Origin of the sequence: Ruegeria lacuscaerulensis (assembly GCF_013034745.1) — a bacterium.
GTDB lineage: Bacteria > Pseudomonadota > Alphaproteobacteria > Rhodobacterales > Rhodobacteraceae > Ruegeria > Ruegeria lacuscaerulensis_B.
Genome location: NZ_WQGP01000001.1, coordinates 158,392 through 184,819, shown reverse-complemented (window position 1 = coordinate 184,819; position 26,428 = coordinate 158,392). Strand labels below are relative to the sequence as shown.

Annotated in this window: 28 protein-coding genes and 1 other RNA gene; 20 read left to right on the top strand and 9 right to left on the bottom strand. The window is 60.0% G+C overall.

Annotation, left to right across the window (positions count from 1 at the left end):
* Positions 1-13: 13 nt before the first annotated feature.
* The gene (gene rpmG, locus GOV79_RS00915) at positions 14-181 is read right to left on the bottom strand and encodes a 50S ribosomal protein L33 (RefSeq protein WP_010441901.1); all 168 of its coding nucleotides are present in this window, start codon (positions 179-181) and stop codon (positions 14-16) included.
* Positions 182-474: 293 nt separating this feature from the next.
* Here rpmG and GOV79_RS00910 point away from each other — a divergent pair, with 293 nt between their 5' ends.
* Positions 475-1,110 carry a DUF1326 domain-containing protein gene (locus GOV79_RS00910; RefSeq protein WP_170769119.1) on the top strand — a complete coding sequence of 212 codons (636 nt, stop codon included), beginning with the start codon at positions 475-477 and terminating at the stop codon, positions 1,108-1,110.
* Complete coding sequence (locus GOV79_RS00905) at positions 1,111-1,953, top strand: DUF2182 domain-containing protein (RefSeq protein WP_170788248.1); 843 nt, start codon at positions 1,111-1,113, stop codon at positions 1,951-1,953.
* Between the two features lie 8 nt (positions 1,954-1,961).
* Here GOV79_RS00905 and rnpB read toward each other — a convergent pair.
* From rnpB to gatC, 5 genes are all read right to left on the bottom strand, one after another.
* Positions 1,962-2,355: RNase P RNA component class A (rnpB, locus tag GOV79_RS00900), an RNA gene on the bottom strand.
* Between the two features lie 126 nt (positions 2,356-2,481).
* Positions 2,482-3,198 (bottom strand): N-acetylmuramoyl-L-alanine amidase, encoded by a 717-nt coding sequence (locus tag GOV79_RS00895; RefSeq protein WP_170788247.1) that lies wholly within the window; start codon positions 3,196-3,198, stop codon positions 2,482-2,484.
* Positions 3,149-3,877, bottom strand: coding sequence for a hypothetical protein (locus tag GOV79_RS00890; RefSeq protein WP_170788246.1), 729 nt, complete (start codon positions 3,875-3,877; stop codon positions 3,149-3,151). The genes GOV79_RS00895 and GOV79_RS00890 overlap by 50 nt, the downstream gene beginning before the upstream one ends.
* A 40-nt stretch (positions 3,878-3,917) precedes the next feature.
* Positions 3,918-5,405 (bottom strand): Asp-tRNA(Asn)/Glu-tRNA(Gln) amidotransferase subunit GatA, encoded by a 1,488-nt coding sequence (gatA, locus tag GOV79_RS00885; RefSeq protein ID WP_170788245.1) that lies wholly within the window; start codon positions 5,403-5,405, stop codon positions 3,918-3,920.
* A gap of 3 nt (positions 5,406-5,408) precedes the next feature.
* Complete coding sequence (gene gatC / locus GOV79_RS00880) at positions 5,409-5,696, bottom strand: Asp-tRNA(Asn)/Glu-tRNA(Gln) amidotransferase subunit GatC (protein ID WP_170325838.1); 288 nt, start codon at positions 5,694-5,696, stop codon at positions 5,409-5,411.
* A 226-nt stretch (positions 5,697-5,922) separates the two neighbouring features.
* Between gatC and GOV79_RS00875 the strand changes: the two genes are divergently transcribed.
* Both GOV79_RS00875 and GOV79_RS00870 read left to right on the top strand, forming a co-directional pair.
* Positions 5,923-6,081: a hypothetical protein gene (locus tag GOV79_RS00875; protein WP_170788244.1), complete on the top strand. Its 159-nt coding sequence runs from the start codon at positions 5,923-5,925 to the stop codon at positions 6,079-6,081.
* 123 nt (positions 6,082-6,204) lie between these two features.
* Positions 6,205-6,768, top strand: coding sequence for a DUF4202 domain-containing protein (locus tag GOV79_RS00870; RefSeq protein ID WP_170788243.1), 564 nt, complete (start codon positions 6,205-6,207; stop codon positions 6,766-6,768).
* On the opposite strand, the gene GOV79_RS00865 is transcribed toward GOV79_RS00870, so the two are convergent.
* The gene (locus GOV79_RS00865; RefSeq protein WP_170788241.1) at positions 6,765-7,415 is read right to left on the bottom strand and encodes a ceramidase domain-containing protein; all 651 of its coding nucleotides are present in this window, start codon (positions 7,413-7,415) and stop codon (positions 6,765-6,767) included. The genes GOV79_RS00870 and GOV79_RS00865 overlap by 4 nt on opposite strands.
* A 59-nt stretch (positions 7,416-7,474) precedes the next feature.
* On the opposite strand from GOV79_RS00865, the gene GOV79_RS00860 reads away from it, so the two are divergent.
* The gene (locus tag GOV79_RS00860) at positions 7,475-8,167 is read left to right on the top strand and encodes a metal-dependent hydrolase (RefSeq protein WP_170788240.1); all 693 of its coding nucleotides are present in this window, start codon (positions 7,475-7,477) and stop codon (positions 8,165-8,167) included.
* Here GOV79_RS00860 and GOV79_RS00855 read toward each other — a convergent pair.
* The gene (locus tag GOV79_RS00855; RefSeq protein WP_170788239.1) at positions 8,157-8,615 is read right to left on the bottom strand and encodes a nucleoside deaminase; all 459 of its coding nucleotides are present in this window, start codon (positions 8,613-8,615) and stop codon (positions 8,157-8,159) included. The two genes, GOV79_RS00860 and GOV79_RS00855, sit on opposite strands and share 11 nt — an antisense overlap.
* Here GOV79_RS00855 and GOV79_RS00850 point away from each other — a divergent pair.
* From GOV79_RS00850 to GOV79_RS00780, 15 genes are all read left to right on the top strand, one after another.
* Complete coding sequence (locus tag GOV79_RS00850; protein WP_170788238.1) at positions 8,614-9,486, top strand: pseudouridine synthase; 873 nt, start codon at positions 8,614-8,616, stop codon at positions 9,484-9,486. The genes GOV79_RS00855 and GOV79_RS00850 overlap by 2 nt on opposite strands.
* 174 nt (positions 9,487-9,660) lie before the next feature.
* Positions 9,661-10,569, top strand: coding sequence for a 5-bromo-4-chloroindolyl phosphate hydrolysis family protein (locus GOV79_RS00845; protein ID WP_170788236.1), 909 nt, complete (start codon positions 9,661-9,663; stop codon positions 10,567-10,569).
* A gap of 30 nt (positions 10,570-10,599) precedes the next feature.
* A complete protein-coding gene (locus GOV79_RS00840; RefSeq protein WP_170788235.1) occupies positions 10,600-11,790 on the top strand; it encodes a toxic anion resistance protein in 1,191 nt (396 codons plus the stop codon).
* Entirely contained in the window at positions 11,790-12,752 is a 963-nt protein-coding gene (locus GOV79_RS00835) for a DUF2927 domain-containing protein (RefSeq protein WP_408015510.1), read from the top strand. Before GOV79_RS00840 ends, GOV79_RS00835 begins: the two co-directional genes overlap by 1 nt.
* Positions 12,753-12,773: 21 nt before the next feature.
* Positions 12,774-13,922 carry an SPFH domain-containing protein gene (locus GOV79_RS00830; RefSeq protein WP_170788234.1) on the top strand — a complete coding sequence of 383 codons (1,149 nt, stop codon included), beginning with the start codon at positions 12,774-12,776 and terminating at the stop codon, positions 13,920-13,922.
* A 20-nt stretch (positions 13,923-13,942) separates the two neighbouring features.
* Positions 13,943-15,031, top strand: a complete 1,089-nt coding sequence (locus GOV79_RS00825) for a TFIIB-type zinc finger domain-containing protein (protein WP_170788233.1) — start codon at positions 13,943-13,945, stop codon at positions 15,029-15,031.
* An 88-nt stretch (positions 15,032-15,119) separates the two neighbouring features.
* A complete protein-coding gene (locus tag GOV79_RS00820) occupies positions 15,120-15,788 on the top strand; it encodes a nitroreductase (RefSeq protein ID WP_170788232.1) in 669 nt (222 codons plus the stop codon).
* A 30-nt stretch (positions 15,789-15,818) separates the two neighbouring features.
* Positions 15,819-16,256 (top strand): D-aminoacyl-tRNA deacylase, encoded by a 438-nt coding sequence (dtd, locus tag GOV79_RS00815; RefSeq protein ID WP_170788231.1) that lies wholly within the window; start codon positions 15,819-15,821, stop codon positions 16,254-16,256.
* Positions 16,256-17,359, top strand: a complete 1,104-nt coding sequence (locus GOV79_RS00810) for a glycerate kinase type-2 family protein (RefSeq protein ID WP_170788230.1) — start codon at positions 16,256-16,258, stop codon at positions 17,357-17,359. Before dtd ends, GOV79_RS00810 begins: the two co-directional genes overlap by 1 nt.
* 51 nt (positions 17,360-17,410) lie before the next feature.
* Positions 17,411-19,402, top strand: a complete 1,992-nt coding sequence (locus tag GOV79_RS00805; protein WP_170788229.1) for a CocE/NonD family hydrolase — start codon at positions 17,411-17,413, stop codon at positions 19,400-19,402.
* A gap of 118 nt (positions 19,403-19,520) precedes the next feature.
* Positions 19,521-21,107: an ABC transporter substrate-binding protein gene (locus GOV79_RS00800; RefSeq protein WP_170788228.1), complete on the top strand. Its 1,587-nt coding sequence runs from the start codon at positions 19,521-19,523 to the stop codon at positions 21,105-21,107.
* Between the two features lie 15 nt (positions 21,108-21,122).
* The gene (locus GOV79_RS00795) at positions 21,123-22,079 is read left to right on the top strand and encodes an ABC transporter permease (protein ID WP_170769099.1); all 957 of its coding nucleotides are present in this window, start codon (positions 21,123-21,125) and stop codon (positions 22,077-22,079) included.
* On the top strand, positions 22,079-22,894 hold the full coding sequence (locus GOV79_RS00790; protein ID WP_170788615.1) for an ABC transporter permease: 816 nt from the start codon (positions 22,079-22,081) through the stop codon (positions 22,892-22,894). The genes GOV79_RS00795 and GOV79_RS00790 overlap by 1 nt, the downstream gene beginning before the upstream one ends.
* Entirely contained in the window at positions 22,891-24,528 is a 1,638-nt protein-coding gene (locus GOV79_RS00785) for an ABC transporter ATP-binding protein (RefSeq protein ID WP_170788227.1), read from the top strand. Before GOV79_RS00790 ends, GOV79_RS00785 begins: the two co-directional genes overlap by 4 nt.
* 138 nt (positions 24,529-24,666) lie before the next feature.
* Positions 24,667-25,503, top strand: a complete 837-nt coding sequence (locus GOV79_RS00780) for an alkaline phosphatase family protein (protein ID WP_170788226.1) — start codon at positions 24,667-24,669, stop codon at positions 25,501-25,503.
* On the opposite strand, the gene GOV79_RS00775 is transcribed toward GOV79_RS00780, so the two are convergent.
* On the bottom strand, positions 25,504-26,427 hold the full coding sequence (locus GOV79_RS00775; RefSeq protein WP_170788225.1) for an alpha/beta hydrolase: 924 nt from the start codon (positions 26,425-26,427) through the stop codon (positions 25,504-25,506). It abuts the gene before it with no gap.
* Position 26,428 lies beyond the last annotated feature (1 nt).

Below are 26,428 nucleotides of genomic sequence, written 5' to 3'. Positions count from 1 at the left end.
GCGGATCGGCAGATTACTTGATCTTGCCTTCCTTGTACTCGACATGCTTCCGAGCGACCGGATCGTATTTACGAATGGTCATTTTCTCGGTCATGGTGCGCGCGTTCTTTTTGGTCACGTAGAAGTGGCCCGTGCCCGCGGTCGAGTTCAGACGGATCTTGATTGTCGTCGGCTTCGCCATGGTTATCTCCTGCGTCCGGAAAGGCAGGGGCCTTTCGGTTGAATTCCTATGAGCGTGCGCTTTTACCCGGTCGCGCAGCCGAGTCAACCGGAATCGGGCTGATTTGCGCAGTTTTCCAATCGAGTTTCCGACAACAAGCCGGCCCTCGTTTGGCGAGATCACGGTTCCGTGATAGTGTGCATCCAGTTTGTCAAACCAAGACGTCGGAAATCGACGCGACAGTTGAGGCACAGATCTGACGGCAACCCCTGACCGAGTAGTTCTTTTTTGTGCAAATTTACTTGGGGGCAATCATGACAGAATGGACAATTCAGGCTGAAGAGCTGGCCAATTGCAACTGCAATTTCGGCTGCCCGTGCCAGTTCAGCGTTCTTCCCACCCATGGCAACTGTGAAGCTGTTGTCGTCTATGACATTGAGTCCGGCCATTACGGCGACACTGACCTTGCCGGGGTCCGCGCCGCTGGCGTGTACTACTGGCCCGGCCCGATTCACGAAGGCAACGGTCAGATGCAGTTGATCATCGACGAAAGCGCCAGCGACGCGCAACGTGCGGCTTTACAAGCCATCATGACCGGTCAAGACACGGACGAAATGGCGACCTTCTGGTATGTTTACAGCGCCATGGCACCGACCAAACATGAGACGCTGTATCTGCCCATCGAACTGGACTGGTCGCGTGAGGACCGCACAGGCTATGCTAAGGTGAAAGGTATTTTCGACCTGAATGTCAGGCCGATCCCCCATATCGTTTCAGGTCAACCGCACCGTGCGGCGATCCAGCTGCCCAACGGGTTCGAATACCGACACGCAGAATCAGCCTCGGGCACGACCACCACCCATGGGGGTGAGATCAGCCTGAGCTTTGATGCGACCCATGCCCATCTGGCGCATCTGAATATCTCGGGCCATGGCGTTCTGGGCGCTTAGATGAAACCCAATCCATCTGCACCCACGCCTGGGGTGGTCGAGCAAGTGCTGCGTCGTGACGGCAGTATCGTGCTGTTCTGCGTTCTGATGATCGTGCTGTTTGCCTGTTGGTATACGGTTGCGGGCATCGGCATGAACATGACAGCGGTTGATATGACCGCGATGGCCGGACCGATCGGCACTCCGATGCAAATGGGCGGCGAGGTTCATTGGTCCCTAAGCTATGGCATTCTGATCTTCCTGATGTGGTGGGTCATGATGGTTGCCATGATGACACCCAGCGCGGCACCAACGGTGCTGCTGTATACGGCGATCAAACGAATGGGATCTGAGCAGGCGCGCTCAACCCGGCTGAGCCTTTTGTTTCTAAGTGGGTATCTCGTCGCATGGGCCGCCTTCAGTATGCTCGCAACCGGCAGCCAATGGGGGTTGGAGCAGATCGGCCTGTCGGACGGGCCGATGATGACGATCCGGTCCGAGGTCTTTGCAGGTACTGTTTTGCTGGCCGCTGGTCTCTATCAGCTTTCCAGCCTCAAGACGGCCTGTCTGCGCCATTGCCGCAGTCCGGCGCGGTTTCTGGCCGACCACAACCGCCCAGGCCTCTATGGCGCGTTTCGGGTCGGCGTGTTGCATGGGCTTTACTGTCTGGGGTGTTGCTGGGCGTTGATGCTGCTGCTGTTCGTTGGCGGCGTGATGAACCTCTATTGGATCGCCGGTATCGCGCTTTATGTCGGGTTGGAGAAACTACTTCCCCAGGCGCGGTGGTTGGTCCCGGCAACCGGGGTTGCGCTGATCGTCGCCGGTATCTGGGTGATCGGGCGTGGGGTCTTGCCGCTTGCTTAGAGCGGAATATGCGCGGAAGGCCTGTAAGCCGGATCTTGTTCCGGGGTTGCCCCCTTCGATGACCATTCCTCTAGGCCGTGCATTGCTGCGCGGCTCAAGCTGCCAACCCGGTCCCTCTGGGCCAAGACAGGCCTAGCGGCGGTATCGGCGGACGCCGACCGGCCCGCGCGGGGACCCTATTTGGCATTGCTCCCGGTGGGGCTTGCCGTGCCGCCCCTGTTGCCAGCGGCGCGGTGGGCTCTTACCCCACCGTTTCACCCTTACCACACGCATGTGGCGGTCTGATTTCTGTGGCGCTTTCCGTCGGGTTGCCCCGCCCGGGCGTTACCCGGCACCGTTGTCTTGTGGAGTCCGGACTTTCCTCTCGGGCCCTTGGACCCCAGCGGCCATCCGGCCCTCCGCGCGTGGGATGGGTTAGGCGTTGGGCCCAGCGGCGTCAAGAGTTGATCGGTAGGTAGAAGGGGCCAGCCCCTTCTTGGCCTGCGGCCAATTCAACCCCGGGATATTTTTGGCCAGATGAAGGGCGGATCATGCGCTAACGGCAGGCGGCATCAAGGGAATGAAGTCTTCGGCGGTCAGGGGTCCGGTCGCCCAGGGGCGGTATCTGAGGCGGATTGTTGACAGGAGAGTTTTGTAATCCGCGTCGGCGGTGTATCCGGCCGCTTGCGCGCAGGCGCGAAAGGACGCCGGCGAGGTGTCTTGCGGGGGTGCGCTGCTGCCGCGGCTGGCGGCAAGCGCCTGGCGTTCCAACCTTAGCCAGTCGAACCGAGGGCCGGGGTCGATTTTGCGGCCCGGAGCCATGTCGGAATGACCAATAATGCCGGTTTCGGGGATATTCCAGCGGGTCATGATGGCAGGTAACAGGGCCTCAAGCGAAGTCATCAGCGGATCGGAAAAGGGGTGATCGCCGCGATTATCCAATTCGATCCCAATGGAGCGCGAGTTTATGTCGCTTTGCCCCATCCACTCCCCCGCGCCCGCATGCCACGCACGGTCTGTTTCCTGCACCATGTGCCAGAGCGTTCCGTCTGCGCCGATCAGGTAGTGGGCCGAGACCTCGTATTGCGGATCGCACAGGCGGGTCAGCGCGGCTTGCGCGCTGCTCATCGCTGTATAGTGCAGGACGATCAGGCTGGGTTTCAGGCTATCCCGTCGCGGACCAAAGTTGGGCGACGGGTGCCAGATCGGGCTCAGCTCAGTTTGCGACGGCACTGCGGAACGGGCTTGGGTCCCAGCTGCATGCATAGCCATCCCCATCCGGGTCCAGACCCTTGCGGTCGCGTTGCGGGCCGCCGTTGGCCAAGAACTCGATCTGCGCTTGATCCGCCGAGGGGAACTTGGCGCAGTTGCGCTGCGCTTTGGCTTGCAGGTTGAACCCCGCCCGGCTGTAGAGCTGTGTTCCGACCGGGTTGGATGTATTCAGCGCATATTGGACGATATTAGGCTGTCCGTCGGTGCCACGCTGCGGGACCGCGGTAGGGGCGACCACTTCGTAGGTCTGGCGGTTTTGCTCGATCCGGGCCGCGTCCGATTCGATCGTGCGTCGGTCGGATACAGCGGCGAAATCCTGTTCGTCAGAGATGGTGTTGTTGCTTGGGATCGCGGTTTGAACCGGGGCCGTCGTGGCCGGATCAAAGCCGCCCGCTGGCTGCGCATTGGACGTGCTGGCCAAGGCTGCCGCCGTGGCCGAGGCCAAGTCGGCATTTTCACCTGTCGGGGGCAGCGCGGAGCCCGGTGCTCCCAGAGCCTGTTCAGACACATCTACGGGACCGGTCAGCGGGTTGCCCGTATATCCCTGCCCCGTCAGCGCGGCCTCGCGCTGTGCTTGATAGGAGGGTGTGTTGAACCCGGCGCCCTGAATGGGGGCCACCGTATTGCAGGCGGTTACGAGCCCGAGTGCGGGGATCAGAAGCGTGATGCGCATCCTGCTGCTCCGTGTTGCGATGTCTTGCCTTGGCCCAGACCTACCACCATTTGCCCGGCTTGGCCACAAAGCCTGCCGCGTTTTCCAGCGCGTAGGCCGTATTAAGCAGATCACCCTCTTCCCAAGGGCGACCGATCAGTTGCAGACCCAGCGGCAACCCTTGCGCATCCAGTCCGGCGGGGACTGAAACACCCGGAAGACCGGCGAGATTCACGGTGACGGTGAAGACGTCGTTCAGATACATCTGGACCGGATCGGCCTCGGTCATCTCGCCAAGACCAAACGAGGCCGAAGGGGTGGCTGGGGTCAAGATCGCATCGACACCTGCGGCGAAGACGTCTTCAAAGTCTTTCTTGATCAGGGTGCGAACACGACGTGCGCGGTTGTAATAGGCGTCGTAGAAACCAGCCGACAGCACATAAGTGCCGATCATCACGCGGCGCTGTACCTCGTGGCCAAAACCCTCGGCGCGGGTTTTCTCGTACATCTCGGTGATGCCATCGCCTTGCGCCAGATGCGCGCGGCGGCCATAGCGGACACCGTCATAACGGGCGAGGTTCGAGGACGCCTCGGCCGGAGCAATCACGTAATAGGCTGGCAGCGCGTATTTGGTGTGCGGCAGCGAGATATCGACGATCTCGGCGCCCGCGTCTTTCAGCATCGCGGCGCCATCGGCCCAAAGCTTTTCGATCTCGGCAGGCATACCATCCATGCGGTATTCTTTCGGAATACCGATCTTTTTACCTTTGATATCGCCGGTCAGCATCGCTTCGAAGTTGGGTACGGCCAGCTCGGCGCTGGTGGAATCCTTGGCGTCATGGCCACACATGGTTTCCAGCATGATCGCCGCATCGCGCACGTTCTTGGTCATCGGACCGGCCTGATCCAGCGAGGAGGCAAAGGCCACGATGCCCCAGCGCGAGCAGCGGCCATATGTGGGTTTGATGCCGGTGATGCCAACAAAAGCGGCAGGCTGACGGATCGAGCCGCCGGTATCGGTGCCGGTTGCCGCCAGACAAAGGTCGGCAGCCACAGCAGACGCCGAACCTCCCGACGAGCCGCCAGGTGTCAGTTGCGCGTCGTCATTGCCGCGCCGCCACGGGCTGACCGCGTTTCCGTAGACCGAGGTTTCGTTGGACGAGCCCATGGCGAATTCGTCCATGTTCAGCTTGCCCAGCATCACGGCACCGGCATCGGCCAGTTGCTGAGACACAGTGGATTCGTATTCCGGCTTGAAGCCTTCCAGAATCTTCGAGGCCGCCTGCGAGGGCACGCCCTTGGTGCAGAACAGATCCTTGATGCCGATCGGCAGACCACACATGGATGGCGCGTCGCCTTCCTTGATGCGTGCGTCCGCGGCCTTGGCGCGCTCCAGCGCAATCTCGGGCGTTTTGTGGACAAAAGCGTTCAGCGCGTCGGCGTCATCAATGGCTTTCAGGCAAGATTCGGTCAGCTCGACCGAGGTCACATCACCCTTGCGCAGCGCATCGCGGGCCTCGGCCAGGCCCAGTTTGTTCAGATCGCTCATGTCTTACTCCACCACTTTGGGGACTGCGAAAAAGCCCTCGCGCGCGTCGGGGGCGTTGGCCAGAACCTTGTCCTGCTGGTTTCCGTCGGTGACCACATCCTCGCGCCGTTTCAGGCGCATCGGCTCGACCGAGACCATGGGCTCGACGCCTTCGACATCCACTTCGTTCAGTTGCTCGATGAACCCAAGGATGGTGTTGAACTCGGACGCCAGCGCGGGCAGCGCGTCATCCTCGACCTTGATCCGGGCCAGTTTGGCCACCTTGGCGGCGGTGCTTTGGTCAATCGACATCGGAAAACCTCTTGTGCGTTAGGGGGCATTTACCCGTCTGATGCCCCGGTCGCAAGAGCGGCAGAGGCCTGTTTTCCCCTGTCCCGGCCCAGACGGCGCCCTTGCGCCATCAATTCCGCATAGCTGTCTTGCATAAAAGTAAACCAATTAGTTCATTTTTGCCCTTGAAAAACTAAACTGTACTGTTCATTTCATTTACACGGAAACGCTATATCGGAGAAAGACGATGAAAACGTTCATGACCGCCCTTGTACTGGCCTCGACCGTTCTGGCCGCCCAAGCACAGGCATTCGGGCCGACCATGGACAGCCTGACTCGCGACCTAAACTTCCCCGAAACGGTCGCAGAGCCTGTCTCGCAAGACAAAACGAAGATCGGTAAATGATATGACCCCTTCGTCCGGGTCGGGAACTCCTCCTCCCGACCCGGGTTTTTACAATCATGTGCTGCGCTTAGCGTGATGACGCGTTACGATGCTCGAAAGATGTCTCATCCGACGGAGCCTCCGATGACCACCCGCAAGCAAGCCGTTCTGGACGCAATCGACGCGGCCAATACCCAAGACCCCACCCTTGAAGACGGTCAGCCGGCCGCATTGCTTTATGGCCAGCGGATGAGCGCCGAGCTGGACCGGCTGTTCCCTGACGCATCAGACCCGTTGCAGATCGCCGCGCGTGGACAGCATGTCGAGCGGTGGAAACTGGCGCGCAGCGAATATCCCGAGGGGCGCACGGGTTATCTGACCTGGCGCAAGGCACAGGCGGAGCATCATGCCGAGGTGGTGGCCGGTCTGATGGAGCTGAGTGAATATGGCGCTGGCGACATCGACGCGGCCCGGCGGATGCTGCGCAAACAAGGCATCAAGCGCGATGCCGAAGTTCAGGCGTTGGAAGATGTGATCTGTTTCGTCTTCCTCAAGTGGTATTTCGCACCCTTTGCCGCAAAGCACTCTGCCGAGAAAATCCAAAGCATCGTCGAAAAGACTGCCCGCAAGATGTCGGCTGAGGGTCGCGCGCGGGTATTGGACGAATTCGACCTGCCCGCTGACCTTGCCGACGCCTTTCGGGGTTAAGCCATGCGGGTCATGTGCCTGCGATAGACCTCGATCATCCAGCCCAGCATGGTGGCGTTCAGGATATGCCACATGAAATGTGTGCCCAACGGCAGGTGGCCGCAGATCGGTTCATCCAGTGCGCGGAACGTGATCGAGGCGATCAGGATGGCTGCGCCGATGGCTAGCCCCTTGGCCGTGCCGGGGGCGCGATGGCGCAGCAGATAGGCATAGATCAGAATCAGTAAGGGGACCGGTGCATAGGCTGATGACGCGCCCAGTCCCGGTATCAGTTGAAACAGCGGCACCGTCGCGGCAGCGTAGGGAATAAACAGCGCGGTTACGGCTCCGGCAATAAGCGGTCGCATCTGCCAGACATCACGGTTGATGGCAAAGATATAGACCAGGATATACAGCACGATCGGCAGCACGTCAGCCATGGCGGCCCAGACCTGCGCATGAGTGTGAAACAGATAGCTACCCACGCCGATCGCCGCCAAAATCGCCACCAGCACCATTGCCAGCGCCATCCCCTGCCCACGCACCCGACGCCACATGATGAAAGCGGCAATCAGAAAGGCAGCGTTGGTCACGGCGTTTATGGGCTCGGCCCAATAGGCGGGCGACAAGCGCTCGCAATAGCTGTCAATTTCCTGAAACCAGTCCATAGAATTTTACATAGCCGATGCTAGGGTAAAGCCAACAGTCTGATTGGGAGGAATTATTCATGAATATCATTTGGCTGGGCCACGGCAGTTTCCGCATCGAAACCGGAGGACAAGTGCTGTTGATCGACCCGTGGCTGACCGGTAATCCGGTTCTGCCCGAAGACCAGCACGACGCGGCGCTGGATGGTGCGACACATATCCTTCTTACGCATACGCATTTCGACCATGTGGTTGATGTTGTCTCGCTGGCAAAGCGCCTCAAGATTCCGGTAGTCGGCCAATACGATCTGATGGGGTATTGGAGCGAAGCTGAAGAGATCGAGACCGTTGGCTTCAACAAAGGTGGCACGGTCAACCTGAACGGCGTGATGGTGTCGATGGTTCCGGCCTCACACAGCTCGACCTTTTCCACTCCCGACGGCCTGCGTACGGGTGGCAGCAAAGTTGGATTCATGATCGCGGGCGATGGTCACATGCTCTATGTGTCGGGGGACACGGACATCATGGCCGATATGGACTGGATGGGCGATTATTACGAACCCGATATTGGGATCCTGTCAGCGGGTGGGCATTTCACTATGGATATGAAAGGCGCTGCTTATGCCGCGCAGCGGTATTTCAACTTCAAAACCGTGATTCCCTGCCACTACAAGACCTTCCCGATCCTGGAACAATCTGCCCAGACGCTGATTGAAGGACTGCTCGGCGTCGATGTGATCGAACCCGAGGTGATGAAACCTATCACGCTTTAGGATCACGCCGCGCGGCAAAGAAAGCCTTCAGCAAGTCGGCGGCCTCTTGCCCCGCGATACCATCGTATACCTCGGGCGCGTGATGCGCCTGAGGATGCGTGAACACCCGCGCCCCATGCGCCACCCCGCCCGATTTCGGATCGGCCGCGCCATAGTAAATGCGCCGGATACGCGCCGCAGACAAAGCGGCAGCGCACATCGCGCAAGGCTCCAGCGTCACATAGAGGTCATGATCGGGTAGCCTCTCGGACCCCACCTCAGCACAAGCCGCACGCAGAGCCAGAATCTCGGCATGCGCCGTTGGGTCGTTTAGTTCGCGCGTGCGGTTGCCCGCCGCAGCCACCACTTGGTCGCCCTGCACGATGACAGCGCCCACCGGAACCTCTCCACGATCGGCAGCTGCGCGGGCCTGTTCCAGCGCGATGTTCATAAAGGACTTGAAAGTCATGCCTCTGACTGCATCAGAAACCTGTCTTTCGCAAGCCGGCGGGATGCGCTATGGGCTGCGGATGACCAAAACCCCTCCTCCCGGCGACCGGATCGCCAAAGTGCTTGCCCGCGCGGGCGTCGCCTCGCGCCGTGAAGCTGAACGCATGATCGAAGCCGGTCGTGTGACCGTGAATGGCAAGGCTATCACCGGCCCCGCCTTGAATGTCACCAGCAAGGACCGGATCACTGTGGATGGCAAGCCGGTGTCCGAACCGGAACCCTCGCGCCTGTGGCTGTATCACAAGCCCTCCGGATTGGTGACGACAACGCGCGATGAAAAGGGTCGCGCGACGATCTTCGACAACCTGCCCGAGGACATGCCCCGCGTCATGAGTGTCGGGCGGCTGGACTTGAATTCCGAAGGCTTGCTGCTGCTGACCAATGATGGCGGCATCAAGCGCAAGCTGGAACTGCCCTCAACTGGCTGGCTGCGCAAATACCGCGTGCGGGTGAACGGTCGCCCCAAGGACGAAGATTTTGCCCCTTTGCGCAAGGGCTTGGTGATCGACGGTGAGCGCTTCCTGCCCATGGATGTCTCGCTGGACCGCCAGCAGGGCGCCAATGCCTGGCTCACCATCGGGCTGCGCGAAGGCAAGAACCGCGAAATCCGCCGCGCGATGGAAGATATCGGCTATGCCGTGAACCGCTTGCTGCGTGTGTCTTACGGCCCGTTTCAGCTGGGTAATCTAAAGCCGGGCGAGGTCGAGGAAATTCGCCGCCGCGTCATGCGTGACCAGCTTGGACTGGATCCCGCACCCGAAGCCCCGGTCAAACGCCCGACCAGACCTCAGCGAAACAGGCCACCGGTCGGCAAGAAATCACGCAAGTGACGCGGGTTAGGCAACCTTCCCCCTAGCGCCAAGGCCCCTCATGCCCTAAATTTTCCGTGAGCATTGTCATTGGGGGCTCTAATGTCCGGCACCGGAGTACAGAAACTGGCCTATGCCGCCCTTTTGGCGCTGTTATTTGGTGTTTGCACCGGCCTTCTAGGGGGGCTGTAGACCATGGCCAAAAGATTTGGCGGAAAATACAGCCCGTCAGGTGACGCATCCAAGTCGGAGAGCGGGTCGCGCGGGCAGTTCGACGGCGCACGGGTTGAACCTGCCGGTGCGCGCGCCAATCTGTTGTTTCTACCCGCCATCCCATTGGTGTTTTTGTCCCTGAACGATGGTGCCATCGGCATGACCGTCGGGTTGATCGCCGCCGCAACCCTGACCGGAGCTGCCTTCTTACTGCGCGAAGGGCTGCGGGCCGAGGCCGCCTATAACGCGCGCCGCACAGCGCGGCGTCCGGCGATTCCGCGAAAGATCTTTGCCAGCGTCCTGACTGGGCTTGGCACAGCGCTGGCCGCCTACCGCTCGGAACTGGTGGATGCAGCGGCTCAGGCGAGCTTACTCGCCCCCGTTCTTTTCGGAGCAGCCGCGACAGCACTGCACGCGGTGTCCTTTGGACTTGACCCGCTGAAAGACAAGGGGATGGAGGGGGTCGATACCTTCCAGCAAGATCGCGTGGCGCGGGTTGTGGAAGATGCTGAAAAGCACCTGACCGAGATGACCGACGCCATTAAGCGCGCAGGCGACCGCCGGATCGAGGCGCGGGTCGAGCAATTTCAGGACACCGCCCGCGACCTGTTTCGTACGGTCGAGGATGACCCGCGTGACCTGTCGGGCGCGCGCAAATATCTGACCGTCTATTTGCAAGGCGCACGGGATGCGACCGTCAAATTTGCCGATGTCTATGCCCGCACGCGGGATGCGCAGGCGCTGGCCGATTTCACGGCCCTGCTGGACGATCTGGAGCAAAATTTCGCTGCTCGAACCCGCAAGATGCTTTTGGATGACCGCAGCGATCTGACGGTTGAAATTGACGTGCTGCGCGAACGGTTGCAGCGCGAAGGCGTCCGGTTGAAATGATCAGCCGGATTTTTTGAGAAAGGATTTCCCATGTCCGACGACATTAAGAACAAGGCGGTTGAAGCCGAAACACTGGTACAAGAGGTCACCGCTGTGACCCTGCCCGAACCCCAGTCCGAAGTTGTCCCGCTGGAAGAAGCGGACGATCCGGTCAAGGCCGAAATCCGCACCCGCATGGATGAGATCGATATGGACAACACGAACTCGATCGTGTCCTTCGGATCGTCGGCGCAGGCGGAATTGCAAGAGATCAGCCAGGCGATGCTGGCCGACGTGCGCAACAAGGATGTGGGCCCCGCTGGTGACAGTTTGCGCAACATCGTTACCACGATCCGAGGTTTTTCCGTCAGCGAGTTGGACGTGCGCCGCGAACGCAGCTGGTGGGAAAAGCTGATGGGCAAAGCTGCTCCGTTCGCCAAGTTCACCGCCCAGTATGAAGAGGTTCAGGGGCAGATCGACCGCATCACCGACGACCTTTTGGCGCACGAACATACGCTGCTGAAAGACATTAAATCCCTCGATCTACTCTATGAAAAGACACTGGGCTTTTACGACGAGCTGGCGCTTTACATTGCGGCAGGCGAGGAAAAGCTGACCGAGCTGGACAGCCATGATATCCCCGAAAAAGAGGCCGCCGTCCAGGACGCGCCGGAAGACGAACAGGTCATGCGCGCGCAAGAATTGCGCGACCTGCGCGCCGCACGGGATGATCTGGAACGCCGCGTGCATGACCTGAAACTGACCCGGCAGGTAACGATGCAGTCCCTGCCTTCGATCCGGTTGGTGCAAGAAAACGACAAGTCCCTGGTGACTAAGATCAATTCGACCTTGGTGAACACCGTACCGCTGTGGGAAACGCAGTTGGCGCAAGCTGTCACGATCCAACGCAGCGCCGAGGCGGCCTCGGCCGTGCGTGAGGCCAACGACCTGACCAATGAATTGCTTACTTCGAACGCGGCCAATCTGCGCCAGTCAAACAAGATGATCCGCGAAGAGATGGAACGCGGCGTGTTCGACATCGAAGCTGTGAAACAGGCCAATGCCGATCTCATCGGCACCATCAACGAAAGCCTCGCCATCGCGGATGAGGGCAAGGCGAAACGCGCTGCCGCCGAGCAGGAATTGCAGAAGATGGAGACCGAGTTGCGCGACACGCTGGCCGCCGCTAAGGCCCGCAAGGATGGGATCGGCGACAATGCCGGTACCGCCGTACCGGGCTGATTCGCGTGACCCTACGCGCCCTGGTCAAACCTGCTCTTGGGCTGGCTGCGTTGCTGGCCCTGGCCAATTGTGACGAGGCCCTAACCACGTCTGTGGCACCGCAAGCCCCTGCGGCACCGGCGCTCCCTGCGGCCAATGCCTATGTGCCGCCCTCAGCGGCCAGTCAGGATCTGGCCCGGTTCTATCAGCGGGTCGAGGGCGATCTGCTGACCCGAGGGATGCTGCGCATTGACGGCGGCGGGCCCGATACGCCCTATGACGCGGACGATCTGGCGCGCAATTTCGAGGCTATTGCCTTTTACAGCGAATATCCCGACCACACGGTGACGATCCGCAGCCCGCAAACGGACGGGCGTCTCAGCCGTTGGGCAGGCCCGGTGCGCATACAGTCTGAATTTGCCCCTTCGGTGGCCCCAGACACACGCGTGGCCGATGCGGCACTGGTCGATGCTTTTGCCACACGGCTGGCGCGGGTGACGGGGCATCCAATTTCGGTCGTGACGCGCAAACCCAACTTCCATGTCTTCTTTGCGGGTAAGGATGACAGTGCCTATGTGGTCAAACGCCTGAAAGAGCTGGTGCCGGGGATCAGCGCGCCGCTGCTGGATCTGGTGGCCAATCCGCGTTCGAATATCGACTGTCTGGTTTTTGCCTCGCAAACCCCGAGTGCGCCTTTCAAATTCGTGCGCGCGGTCACGCTGATCCGGGCCGAGCTGCCGGATCTGACCCGGCTTAGCTGCATTCATGAAGAGATCGCGCAAGGTTTGGGTCTGTCTAATGACAGCCCAGCGGCGCGACCGTCGATTTTCAACGACGACGACGAATTCGCGCTGTTGACCAGCCATGACGAGAAACTTTTGACCATGCTTTATGATCCGCGCCTGAAACCCGGCGTGTCCGCCGAAGACGCGCGCCCCGTGGTGCGGATCATTGCGCGTGAATTGATGGGCCAGCCGCTTTAGGCCCAAGAAAAGGAGACCCCAATGGGCATTTTCGATTTTCTGACCGGAGAATTCATTGACGTCATTCACTGGGTCGACGACACCCGCGACACCATGGTCTGGCGGTTCGAGCGTGAAGGCCACGAGATCAAATACGGCGCCAAGCTGACAGTGCGCGAAGGTCAGGCCGCCGTTTTCGTGCATGAGGGGCAGCTGGCAGATGTGTTCACCCCGGGTCTTTATATGCTTGAGACCAACAACATGCCGATCCTGACGACCTTGCAGCATTGGGATCACGGCTTTCAATCTCCGTTCAAGTCCGAGGTCTATTTCGTCAACACGACCCGGTTCAACGACCTGAAATGGGGCACCAAGAACCCGATCATGCTGCGCGACCCCGAGTTCGGACCCACGCGCATTCGGGCTTTCGGTACCTATACGGTTCGGATCAAGGACCCCGCAAAGTTCATGGTCGAGATTGTGGGCACAGATGGCGAATTCACCATGGATGAGATCAGCTTTCAGATCCGCAACATCATCGTGCAGGAATTCAGCCGCGTGATTGCGGGCTCGGGCATTCCGGTTCTGGACATGGCCGCCAACACCGCCGATCTGGGTAAACTGATCGCCGCCGAAGTCTCGCCCGTGCTGGATGGCTATGGGCTGGAGATGCCTGAGTTTTACATCGAGAACATCTCATTGCCGCCAGCGGTCGAGGCGGCGCTGGATAAGCGAACCTCAATGGGGTTGGCGGGCGATCTGGGCAAGTTCACCCAGTATTCCGCAGCCGAGGCTATGACGGCAGCTGCCAACAACCCTAGTCAGGGCGGCGGCATGGGCGCGGGTCTTGGCATGGGAATGGGAATGGCCATGGCGCAGCAGATGTCAAACATGGCAGCGGGTCAGCCGGGCGGCCCGTGGGGCAGTTCCGCCCCCGCTGCCCCGCAACCCTCGGCGCATGTGACACCCCCGCCTCCGCCGCCGGTCGAGCATGTCTGGCATATCGCCGTGGATGGTCAAACCAGCGGACCGTTTTCCAAAGCCAAGATGGGTCGCATGGCCGCTGACGGAGAGCTAACGCGCGACACCTACGTCTGGACCGCCGGTCAGGATGGCTGGAAAAAGGCCGGTGACGTGCAGGAGCTGGCGCAGCTGTTCACGATCTTGCCGCCCCCACCGCCGGGGGCGTGAATTTTTCGTAGGGCTGTTAAATGACAGAAGAACACCGTTTCCCCTGTGACCAATGCGGCGCGGATTACCGTTTCAACCCGACCGACGGATCCCTGACCTGCGACCATTGCGGCCATTCCGAGGCCATCGGCGCAGGACCGTGGGGCGGGGCCAGTCTGAAAGAACTGGATTTCGACGCCGCCATCGCCGACCGCTTGCCTGACAGCGAGATCGAGGAAACCCGCGTTCTGTCCTGCCCGAACTGCGCCGCTCAGGTCGAGTTTGATCCAGACACCCACGCGGCGGAATGCCCGTTCTGTGCGACGCCGGTGGTGACGGATACCGGCGTGAACCGACATATCAAGCCGCGCGGCGTTCTGCCCTTTGCACTGGAGGAACGCGCCGCCCACGCTGCCATGACCGAATGGTTGGGCCGGCTGTGGTTTGCGCCCAACGGGTTGAAAGACTATGCCCGCAAGGGGCGTAAGATGCAGGGAATTTATGTACCCTACTGGACCTTTGACGCGGACACCAAATCCTCTTATCGGGGTGAGCGGGGCACGGTTTACTATGAAACCCGAACGGTCATGCGCGACGGCAAGCGCGTGCAGCAGCGGGTGGCCAAGGTGCGGTGGTCGCCGAAATCCGGCCGTGTCGCGCGGTTCTTTGACGATTTGCTGGTTTTGGCGTCTCAATCCTTGCCCAAATCATATACCGACGCCTTGGAACCATGGGATCTGCCCGCGCTTGAACCTTACCAGCCTGAGTATCTGGCTGGATTTCGGGCAGAGGCCTACACGGTCGAGCTGCGTGAAGGCTATGGGCAGGCCCGCGCGCATATGGCCCGCGTGATCGAACGCGACGTGCGGTTTGATATCGGCGGCGACCGTCAGCGCATCCATGCGGTCGACACCGATGTGCACGATGTCACCTTCAAACATATCCTGCTGCCGGTCTGGATGGCCGCGTATAAGTTCCGGGGCAAGACCTATCGGTTTGTCGTGAACGGCCGCACTGGGCGCGTTCAAGGCGAACGCCCCTGGTCTGCGATCAAGGTCACGATTGCTGTTACACTGGGCCTGCTGGTTGCGGCCGGGGTCGGTTACTTGGTGGCAACGGGCCAGCAATAGCAAACAACCGGGTCGGTGTTTTAATCGCTTGAACATCCCAGGCGCAGGCGTCATCTTGCGCGTCGTCAGCACCGAAGGGGAGGTCAGTGTGACGCTATCCGATCTGAACAGATTGCTGGACCAGCGCCATTCCTGCCGTGCGTTTCGCTCCGATCCCGTTCCGAAAGAGCAGATCGAACAGATCCTGACCAGCGCAGCCCGCGTGCCCAGTTGGTGCAATGCGCAACCCTGGCAGGTCACTGTCACCAGCGGGGCTGAAACCGACGCCTTCCGCAAGGCGTTGCAAGACGAGGTTCAAACTGCCTCACACGAACCCGACCTGCCGTTCCCGACCTCTTATTCCGGCGTCTATCGGGACCGCCGACGCGAATGTGGCTGGGCGCTGTACGAGGCAGTCGGGGTACAGCGCGGCGACCGCGCCGCATCTGCCGAACAGATGATGCAGAATTTCGCGCTGTTTGGTGCGCCGCATTGCGCGATCATTTCAAGCCCGCTCGAGCTTGGATCTTACGGCGCGCTGGATTGTGGCGGGTTCGTTACCGCATTCACCCTTGCGGCGCAGGCCTTGGGGGTGGCGACCATTCCACAGGCGGCACTGGCCAGCTATAGCCCGTTCCTGCACCGTTATTTCGATATTGCCGACGACCGCTTGATCCTGTGTGCGATCTCGTTTGGCTATGCCGACACCGATCACCCCGCAAATTGCTTCCGAACCACCCGCGCCGCCCCCGAGGCATTTGTGAACTGGGTCGGGTAATCGCGATACTAATACCTACGGAGAAAAATTTTGCGCGCAGTTCTACAACGGGTCAGCCATGCCAGCGTTTCAGTCGATGGCACTGTCATCGGGCAGTGCGGTCAAGGGATGATGATACTGGTTTGCGCCATGCAGGGCGATGACGAGGCGCGGGCCGGCCAGCTTGCCGCCAAAATCTCGAAACTGCGGATATTCAAGGATGACGCGGGTAAAATGAACGGGTCGTTGTTGGATATCGGTGGCTCGGCCCTTGTGATCAGCCAGTTCACGCTGGCCGCTGATACGTCGCGCGGGAACCGGCCCGGCTTTTCCGAGGCTGCCCCGCCCGAGCTTGGAAAGCACCTGTATGAAACCTTCGCGCAACAACTGAGCGATCACGGCATCCCCGTTGAAACCGGTCAGTTCGGCGCGGATATGGCTGTTGAGCTGGTCAATGACGGGCCGGTCACGATTTGGATGGAAAGCTGATGGAGCGAACAGAAAAAGCCCTGCGGATCTGGAACGCCGGAGTGGAGGCCGTGGGTGGCTATGCCGCGACGAAGGCGGTTCTGGGCGATATCGAAAAGCCTGATCAGATACTAGCCGTGGGAAAACCTGCGGCGTCGATGGCGCTTGCTGCGCTGGAGCATTTTGGCACAGTCCCGACGCTGGTCGTAACCAAGGATGACCATGCAGGCGACTTGCCCGACCACGTGCAGGTCATCGAAGCCTCGCACCCAGTGCCCGACGCGCGCAGTCTGGAAGGCGGGCGTGCGCTACGCGAATCGGTCGAGGGTCTGTCGACTGATGCGCATCTGCTGCTGCTGGTCTCGGGCGGTGCGTCCTCATTGGCTGAGGATCTGGTGCCGGGCAAAACGCTGGACGATCTGGCTCAGCTCAACAAACAACTGCTGTCGCAGGGGCTAGACATCACCGCGATGAACGCCCAGCGCCGCAAGCTTTCGCGGATCAAGGGCGGCGGGTTGTTGTCCCATTTCGCGGGTCGCAAGGCGACTGTATTGGCGATCTCGGACGTGCCCGGCGACGATCTGAATGTGATCGGCTCGGGGATCGGCGTCTTGCCCGTGACCCGCGATTTTGAAGCAACGGCGCAGATCGTGGCCTCCAACGCCCATGCCCGCGCGGCGGCGGCCAGGCAGGCCGAGGCCGAGGGCGCGCGTGTCATCGCCAATGAAGAAGCGCTGCATGACGACTATCAGGCGGTTGCGACAGCTCTTGGCCCTCGCCTGCGCGATATGCCGACAGGCGTGATGGTGTTAGGGGGCGAACCGACCGTCGTCCTGCCCGAAACCCCCGGGCGCGGTGGGCGCAATCAGGCGCTTGCGTTGGCTTTGGCCAAGGAGATCGCGGGGGCCAAGGGGCTGACGGTAATCGTTGGCGGTACCGATGGCACCGATGGCCCGACACAGGCCGCTGGGGGCATCGTCGACGGAACCACATGGGGCGATGACGCGGAACAGGCGCTGCGCGATGCCGACAGCGGCAGCTTTCTGGAAAAGGCCAGGGCGCTGTTGGTGACAGGTCCGACCGGGACGAATGTTATGGACCTGCTTGTCGCAATCCGCGATTGAATTGACGATTTTCATGACACACCCAAAACCCAAGGCCCTGACACTCAGACCATGACCAGCCCTTCAAACACGTTGCGCGAGATCGAAGACCTTCCCGATGTTGGCATTCAAATGCCTGATGGCTGCCGCCTCTCGGCGCGGGTCTGGTGTCCGGTGGATGCCCATGATGCACCGGTCCCGGCCATTCTGGAATTCCTTCCCTACCGCAAACGCGACAGCACCGCGACGCGCGATGCGCTGACCCATCCGTGGTTTGCCAAGCGCGGCTATGCCTGCATCCGCGTGGACATGCGCGGCAATGGCGACAGTGAAGGGCTGATAGAGGACGAATACACCCAGCAAGAGCTGGACGACGCGGTTTCGACCATCCAATGGCTGGCCGAACAACCTTGGTGCACCGGCCATGTGGGAATGATGGGGATCAGCTGGGGCGGTTTCAATTCGTTGCAAGTGGCCGCCATGCAGCCCGAGGCGCTGAAGGCGATAATTACCCTCTGCTCGACTGCCGATCGATATGCGGATGACATTCACTATAAGGGCGGTTGCCTGCTGAATGAAAACTTGGGCTGGGGAGCCACCATGTGGTCCTATTCCTCGCGCGCGCCCGACCCAGCGCTGCGCTCGAACTGGCGCGAGCTATGGCTTGAACGGCTTGAGAATGAACCCTTCTTGCCCTCGGTTTGGCTGCGCCATCAGACGCGGGATAGCTATTGGCAGCACGGATCGGTTTGCGAAGATTTCAGCGACATCCGTGCGGCAACCTTAGCCGTCGGTGGCTGGGGGGATGCCTACAAAAATACGGTACCTCTGCTGGTCGAACAGCTTGCCGCCCCGGTCAAAGGCATCGTCGGCCCCTGGGTGCATAAATACCCTCATTTCGCGGTGCCCGAACCCCGGATCGGGTTCCTGCAAGAGGCACTTCGGTGGTGGGACCACTGGCTGAAAGGTGCGGATACCGGCGTGGATCAGGACCCCGACTATCGCACCTATCTGATGGATGGGGTGCGACCGCAACGTTGGTACACCGAGCGCCCCGGCCGCTGGATTACCGAAGACAAAGGCGCAACCACGCATCTGCCAATTCAGACGCTGGACTTGGCGGATAACGGGCTTGGCACCGCAGGCACATTGGACGCACGCATCCGGTCTCCACAAACTTGCGGGATGGAAAGCGGCGAATACTGCGCGATCTGGCTGGGCCCTGACATGCCCGGCGATCAACGCGCGGACGACGCGCTGTCCGCCTGTTTCGACAGTGCCCCGCTGGCCGACGATATGGATGTCGTGGGTGCCCCCCGCCTGCGGCTACGGATAAGCGCAGACCGGCCACACGCCCAGTTGGCGGTGCGACTGAACCATATCCACCCCGACGGTGCCTCGACGCGCATCACCTATGGGGTGCTGAACCTGTCCCATCGAGATAGCCACGCAACGCCGTCGCCGTTGACCCCCGGTGAAACCTATGAGGTCAAGCTGGATTTGGATCACATTGCGTACCGCGTGCCCAAGGGGCACCGGTTGCGGGTTGCGATCTCCAGCGCCTATTGGCCCTTGATTTGGCCCACGCCCGAAGCCGCCGAGTTGCATTTGACTCAAGGTACGATTGACATCCCCATCCGCCCCTCGACCGTTGATGAATGGGTGTTTCAACCGCCCGAATCCGAAACTCCGCGCGATGTCACCACTTTACGTCCCGACAAAAATGCGCGACGGGTCGAGGTGGACATGAACACCGGCGAAACCCATCTGATCATCGAAGATGATTTCGGCCTGATCACCGACAACCATCACGGCCTGACCCATGGCAGCACGGCCACGGAACGGTGGTCGATCCATCCCGACGACCCACTGTCAGCACGCGGCCATTGCCTTTGGACGCAAGAAATGCAGCGTGATGACATCCTCCTGCGGACAGAGACATCCTGTACGATGTGGTCAGACGCGGAAAACTTCTACCTCCGTGCCGAGCTAAAGGCCTATGAAGGGCAAGACCTGATCTTTTCGAAAGAGCTGGAGGATGAAATTCCGCGCAATCACATGTGACGCGGCACCTGCCGGGGCCAAGATTAACCCTTGCCCGTCAGGACGAATTCCGCCTATTTTGACTCATGCGTCAATAAAAAGCCCTCAAGGGTAAAATCCAATCAACCGGGAGACCATAATGAACGAACAACTCACTCACATGACCAAACAGGTCACTTCGGGCAAACTGACCCGCCGCGAATTCATGGGGAAAGCGGCGGCTCTGGGTGTTTCGGCAGCGATGGCCAGCACCATTTTTGCCGACGCGGCGCGCGCGGCGGGCCCGAAAAAGGGCGGCGATCTGAAGTTTGGCCTGCAAGGCGGCGAATCCACTAACTCGCTAGACCCGGCCACCTATGCCAGCTCGGTTCCGTTCCAAAACGGCAAGCAATTTGGCGACCAACTGGTCGAAGTTGCACCAGATGGCTCGATCGAACCTCGCCTGGCCGAAAGCGTCGAAGGTAGCGCAGACGCCAAGGTCTGGACCTTCAAGCTGCGTCAAGGTGTTGAGTTCCACAATGGCAAGACCATGACCAGCGATGACGTGCTGAAAACCATGCAACGTCACTCCAATGAAGATTCGAAATCTGGTGCCCTTGGCATCATGAAGGGCATCGAATCGATGAAGGCCGATGGCGACAATTTCCAGGTCACCCTGAGTGAGGGCAACGCCGACCTGCCGTATCTGATGGCTGATTATCACCTGATCATTCAGCCGGACGGAGGCATGGACAACCCTGGCGCAGGCATCGGTACCGGGCCCTACAAAGTCGAAGTCGACGAGCCGGGCGTACGTCACCTCTACACGAAGTTTGAAAACCACTGGAACCCGGATTTCGGTAATTTCGACAGCGTCGAGGTGATCGTAATCAACGACGCAACTGCCCGTACTGCTGCGCTGCAATCAGGTCAGGTCCACGCGATCAACCGTGTCGAACCGAAGGTTGCAGATCTGTTGGGCCGCGCGCCCAACCTGACCGTGCATTCGACTGCCGGTCGCGGACACTACGTGTTCATCATGCATTGCGACACCGCACCATTCGACCAGAACGAACTGCGTCTGGCACTTAAGCATGCGATCAACCGTCAGGAGCTGGTCGACAAGGTTCTTCGCGGCTATGGCACCATTGGCAACGACATGCCCATCAACGCAGCTTATCCGTTGTTCGATGGCTCTATCCCTCAGAGGGAGTTCAGCCTTGAAAAGGCAGCTGAACACTACAAGAAATCCGGCCACGATGGTTCGCCCATCATCCTTCGTGTGGCTGACGGTGCCTTCCCGGGGGCTGTGGATGCTGCTGCGCTGTTCCAGCAAACTGCTGCGCAAGCTGGTATCCCGCTGGAAATCAAGCGTGAACCCAATGATGGCTACTGGTCCGAGGTCTGGAATGTGCAGCCCTTCTGCGCGTCCTACTGGGGCGGCCGCCCGGTACAGGATCAGATGTACTCGACCGCGTATCTGTCAACTGCAGACTGGAACGACACGCGCTTCAAGGTTCCGGCCTTTGATGAGATGCTATTCCAGGCACGTGCCGAACTGGACAACGACAAGCGTAAGAACATCTACAGCCAGATGGGTCAAATGATCCGCGACGAAGGCGGCCTGATCTGCCCGATGTTCAATGACTTCATCGAAGGTGTCAGCAATCAGCTGGCCGGCTGGGAAAGCGATCCCACCCAAGAGATGATGAATGGCAACATGTCCCGCAAGATGTGGTTCGCCTGATAGGGACCACGGATCATGCATCCTATTGTCAAATTGGTTTCCCAGCGCATTGCGCTGGGAATACTCTTGCTGCTCGGCGCTTCGGCCCTGATTTTTGGCCTGACCGAAGCCCTTCCCGGAGACGCCGCGCAAGCCGTCCTGGGGCAGTCCGCAACCCCTGAATCTCTGGCAAACCTGCGCGAGGAAATGGGCCTCAACCGCCCTGCCCTGACCCGCTATTTCGAGTGGCTGGGGGGTATTTTACAGGGCGATCTGGGACAATCACTGACCAACAAGCTGGATATCGCTGAAAGCATCGGCAAACGTTTGGGCAATACCCTGTTTTTGGCCTGTGCCGCCGCAGTCGTGTCGGTTCCGCTTGCGATCTTTTTGGGTCTTCTGGCCGTCCGGTTCCGCAATCGCTGGCCGGATAAACTGATTTCTGCGATCACCCTGACCACGGTTTCGATACCGGAATTCCTGATCGGCTACGTGGTGATCTACTTTGTCTCGGTGAAACTGGGATGGTTCTCATCGCTGGCGATGATTAACGAGTCGATGTCATTCGGTCAAAAACTGAACGCCATCGCCCTGCCGGCCTTCGTGCTGACACTGGTGGTTCTGGCGCAGATGATGCGCATGACCCGCGCCGCGATCCTAAACCTGATGCAATCGGCCTATATCGAAACGGCCGAGTTGAAGGGCCTGTCGAACTTTCAGGTCATTGCGAGGCATGCGTTTCCCAATGCAATTTCACCCATCGTCAACGTCGTGATGCTGAACCTGGCCTATCTGGTCGTGGGCGTCGTCGTAGTTGAGGTGGTGTTCGTTTATCCCGGCATGGGCCAGTATCTGGTCGACTCGGTGACAAAACGTGACGTGCCTGTTGTTCTGGCCTGCGGCGTTGTCTTTGCCGCCGTCTATATCGGGCTGAATATGGTGGCTGACATCGTCTCGATCCTTGCCAACCCAAGACTGAGGCACCCGAAATGATGAAGAATATCCCTATTTCGGCGATGATCGGTCTGTTTTTTACGGGCCTGTATTTCTTCGTCGCCTTCGCCGCCCCGCTGATCGCCCCCTATGGCATGGCCGAGGTCGTCGGCGATGTGTGGGAGCCTTCAAGCTCCGCGCATCTGCTGGGTACCGACAACATCGGTCGCGACCTGCTGACCCGCATGATCTATGGTGGGCGCACGACGATCTTTATCGCCGCGGCCGCAACGATCCTCAGCTTTCTCACCGGCACCTCCCTGGGCCTGCTGGCCGCGGTTCTGGGTGGCTGGGCGGATCAGGTTCTCAGCCGGACGGTAGATCTGGTCATGTCGATCCCGACACTGATCCTGGCGCTGGTCATTCTGGCGATCGTACCGGTAACTGTGCCGATCCTGATCCTTGTGATGGGCCTGCTGGACGCCACACGCCCCTATCGCCTGTCGCGGTCGGTGGCCGTGGACATCAACGTCATGGACTATGTCGAGGCCGCCAAGCTGCGCGGAGAAGGACGCTCTTGGGTCATCTTCCGCGAGATTCTGCCCAACGCCCTGTCACCGCTGGTGGCGGAATTCGGGCTGCGGTTCATCTTCATGGTTCTGTTCATCTCGACCCTGTCGTTCCTGGGCCTGGGCGTTCAGCCGCCGCTGGCCGATTGGGGCGGGATCGTGAAAGAAAACAAGGACGGCATCGTCTATGGTATCGGCGCGGCGCTTTACCCTGCTGTGGCCATCGCGACGCTGGCTATCTCGGTCAACCTTGTCGCTGACTGGGTCCTGAACCGAACCACATCGCTGAAAGGAGGCCGGGGATGAGTGAACCGCTTCTCAAAGTCCGTGGCCTCAAGATTGGCGCGACAGTCTATCCGCCAGGCGAAAAGCCCCATGACATCGAAATCGTGCACGGAGTCGATTTTGACCTCGAACGCGGCAAGGTGCTGGGGTTGATCGGTGAATCCGGGGCCGGCAAGTCTACCATCGGTCTGGCCTCGATGGCCTATGGCCGGGGCGGTGTAAAGATCACCGGGGGCGAGGTCTGGGTCAACGGGCGTGATATCCTCAAGTCGTCGCACGGCGATATCCGCAAGTTGCGCGGGGGTGAGGTCACATATGTGTCCCAATCCGCCGCGGCGTCCTTCAACCCAGCCAAGAAGATCATGGATCAGGTGGTTGAGGCCGCAGTTGAGCAGAAAAAGTTCAGCCGGAAAGAAGCCGAAGCCCGCGCGCGTGAGCTGTTCGCCAAGCTGGGTCTGCCGGACCCGGACAATATTGGTAACCGCTACCCGCACCAGGTGTCGGGCGGGCAGTTGCAGCGTTGCATGACGGCACTGGCCCTGTGCCCCGAGCCTGATCTGGTGGTGTTCGACGAACCCACCACGGCGTTGGATGTGACCACGCAGATCGACGTTCTGATGGCTATCAAGGAAGCCATCGCGGATACCGGCGTTGCCGCGCTCTATATCACCCATGACCTTGCCGTCGTTGCGCAGGTGAGCGATGACATCATGGTTTTGCGCATGGGCAACACGGTCGAATACGGCAATACCGACCAGATCATCAACAACCCGCAGGAAGACTATACCAAGGCGCTTGTCTCGGTCCGGTCCATCGAGCATGACGAGAAACAGCCCACAGCGGAACCGGTGCTGAGCATTGCCGGCATCACTGCGCGCTACAAGGGGCTGAATTTCGACGTGCTGCACAACGTCAATGTTGACCTCCATCCTGGGCAGACACTGGCAGTTGTGGGCGAATCCGGCTCGGGCAAGTCCACGTTGGCGCGGGTGATTACTGGCTTGCTGCCTCCTCGTGAAGGTGAGATCACGTTCAACGGGCGTAAGTTGTCGCCCGACCTCAAGGGACGTACCCGCGAGGACCTGCGCGAGTTGCAGATGATCTACCAGATGGCCGACGTTGCGATGAACCCGCGTCAAACCGTGGGCACCATCATCGGCCGGCCGCTGGAGTTCTACTTCAATATGCGCGGTGCGGAAAAACGCAAGCGGATCGTGGAATTGCTGGATGAAATCGAGCTGGGCGAGAAGTTCATCGACCGCTATCCGGCAGAACTGTCTGGTGGGCAGAAACAGCGTGTCTGCATCGCGCGGTCACTGGCGGCCAAGCCCAAGATGATCATCTGCGACGAGGTCACCTCGGCACTGGACCCGCTGGTGGCGGACGGCATCCTGAAACTGCTTCTGGACCTGCAAAAGATCGAGGACGTGGCCTATCTGTTCATTACCCACGATCTGGCGACAGTCCGTGCGATCAGCGACAGTATCGCGGTGATGTATCAGGGTCGCGTGGTTCGCTACGGCCCGAAATCACAAGTGCTGAGCCCACCGTTCGACGACTACACCGACCTTCTGCTCAGCTCGGTGCCCGAAATGCATCTGGGCTGGCTGGAAGAGGTGGTCGCCCACCGCAAGATGGAAAGCGCCGGGAACTGATCCCGCGCAAAACAATCAAAAAATCCCGGCGCTTGTCATAAACAGGTGTCGGGATTTTGCTATTTGGGGCGTGAACAAGCTGCCCCTGCTCTGCGAATCTCGTAGGGTCGCCGAAAGATCCCATGAAAAGGCCGAACCATGGACCGCAAACTTCTTCTCATCATCCTCGACGGTGTTCCCTGGCGCAATTTCCGCCGTCTGTTCGGCAACCTTGAAGGCTGGGTCGACAGCGGCGAGGCGCGCGTATGGAAGCTGCGCTCGGTGCTGCCATCGACCTCGGCCAGTTGCTATGCCTCGATCCACACCGGGGTGACACCACAGGAACATGGCTGCACCGGTAACGGCAATGTCTTCCGCTTGAGCCACAAAGACGTGTTCAGCCAGGTTCGCGAGGCCGGAGGCGTCACCGGAGCTGTCACCCACAGCTATTGGTCGCAGTTCTTCAACCGCCATCCCTTCGACTATGTGCGGGACGTGGAATATGACGAGCCGGACAGCACCACAATCAATCACGGTCGGTTCCACACAATGACCGGCTACGGCAAGGCGAACCAGATGACGCCGTCCGATGTCGATCTCTATGCCACCCTGACCAACCTGTGCCTGCGCTTCGGACTGGATTACGGCATTCTACACGCCTGTACCCTGGACAGCATGGGGCACCGGTTCTTCCATGATTGCGAGGAAATGGACCACGCCTGTTTCGTCGCAGACGAGATGCTGGCTCCATTCATCCCCCGCTGGCGGCAGTTGGGCTATGAAGTGATCGTCACCGCCGACCACGGGCAGGATGAACGAGGTCATCACGGCGGGCGCGGACCACTGCAACAGGAAACAGCACTGTATTATTTCGGCGATGCCAAAGGCCCCGAGGCTGATACGGTGATCGACCAGTTGCAACTGGCACCCACGATCCTGAACCGGATGGGCGCACCAATCGCCGAGACAATGAAAGCCAAGCCGTTCTTGAAGTAATCAGCCGTAGGGCCAGATCTGTTGGCCCAATGCCTCAATAGCGACGGATATCCGCTCAAAACTGTCTGCGGCGCGTTTAACCGAGGTGCGCGCCCGCAGATAGCCATGCACAAGGCCTGGTTCGTTGATGCAATGGGCAACCCCTCCGGCCTGCGTGATCTGGGCGCAATAGTCGGGCCCGTCATCGCGCAGCGGGTCGCAATCAGCAGTCACAACCACGGTCGGAGGCAGGTTCGAGAAATCGCTGTCCTGCAACGGCGCGTAAGTCGGATCGCTCTGAGGAGGTTCTCCGCTGCACCGCACCTTTTCGTAGAAAACGATATCATCCAGCGTCAAAAGCGGCGCGTGGGCATGTTCCAGATACGATCCCTTGGTCCGATCACCACCCAAACCGGGATAGATCAGAACCTGCCCCAAAATCGTATCCAGCCGACGCCGTGCATGATGGGTGACGGCAGCAGCCAGATTGCCTCCTGCACTGTCCCCCGCCAATACCAGCGCGTTACCATATTCCTTCGCGGCCCAGTTCACTGCCGTCCATGCGTCCTGAAACTGCGCGGGGTGCACATGTTCAGGGCAAAGGCGATAGTCTACCGCCACCACCCGATATCCCGTCTGCGCACAAATCTCGGCGCAAACGTCGTCATGGCTGTCCAGCCCACCGACAACAAAACCACCGCCATGCAGATAAACCACCGTCCGCGTCGGATCACCGGCAGTATAGACGCGAACAAGCACGCCGTCGGCGTGCTTGTCCTCAGCCTCGACCCCCATCGGGCGCGGCTGCCGAAAGTCACGACACATCGCGTCATAGACCCCGCGCTGATCCTGGATCGAAAGATCGACCGCATCATCGGGATAGCTTTCGGCGGTCCTGCTTATGAACGCCCAAGTTTCTTCATCAATCAGGCGTTCATAATCCATG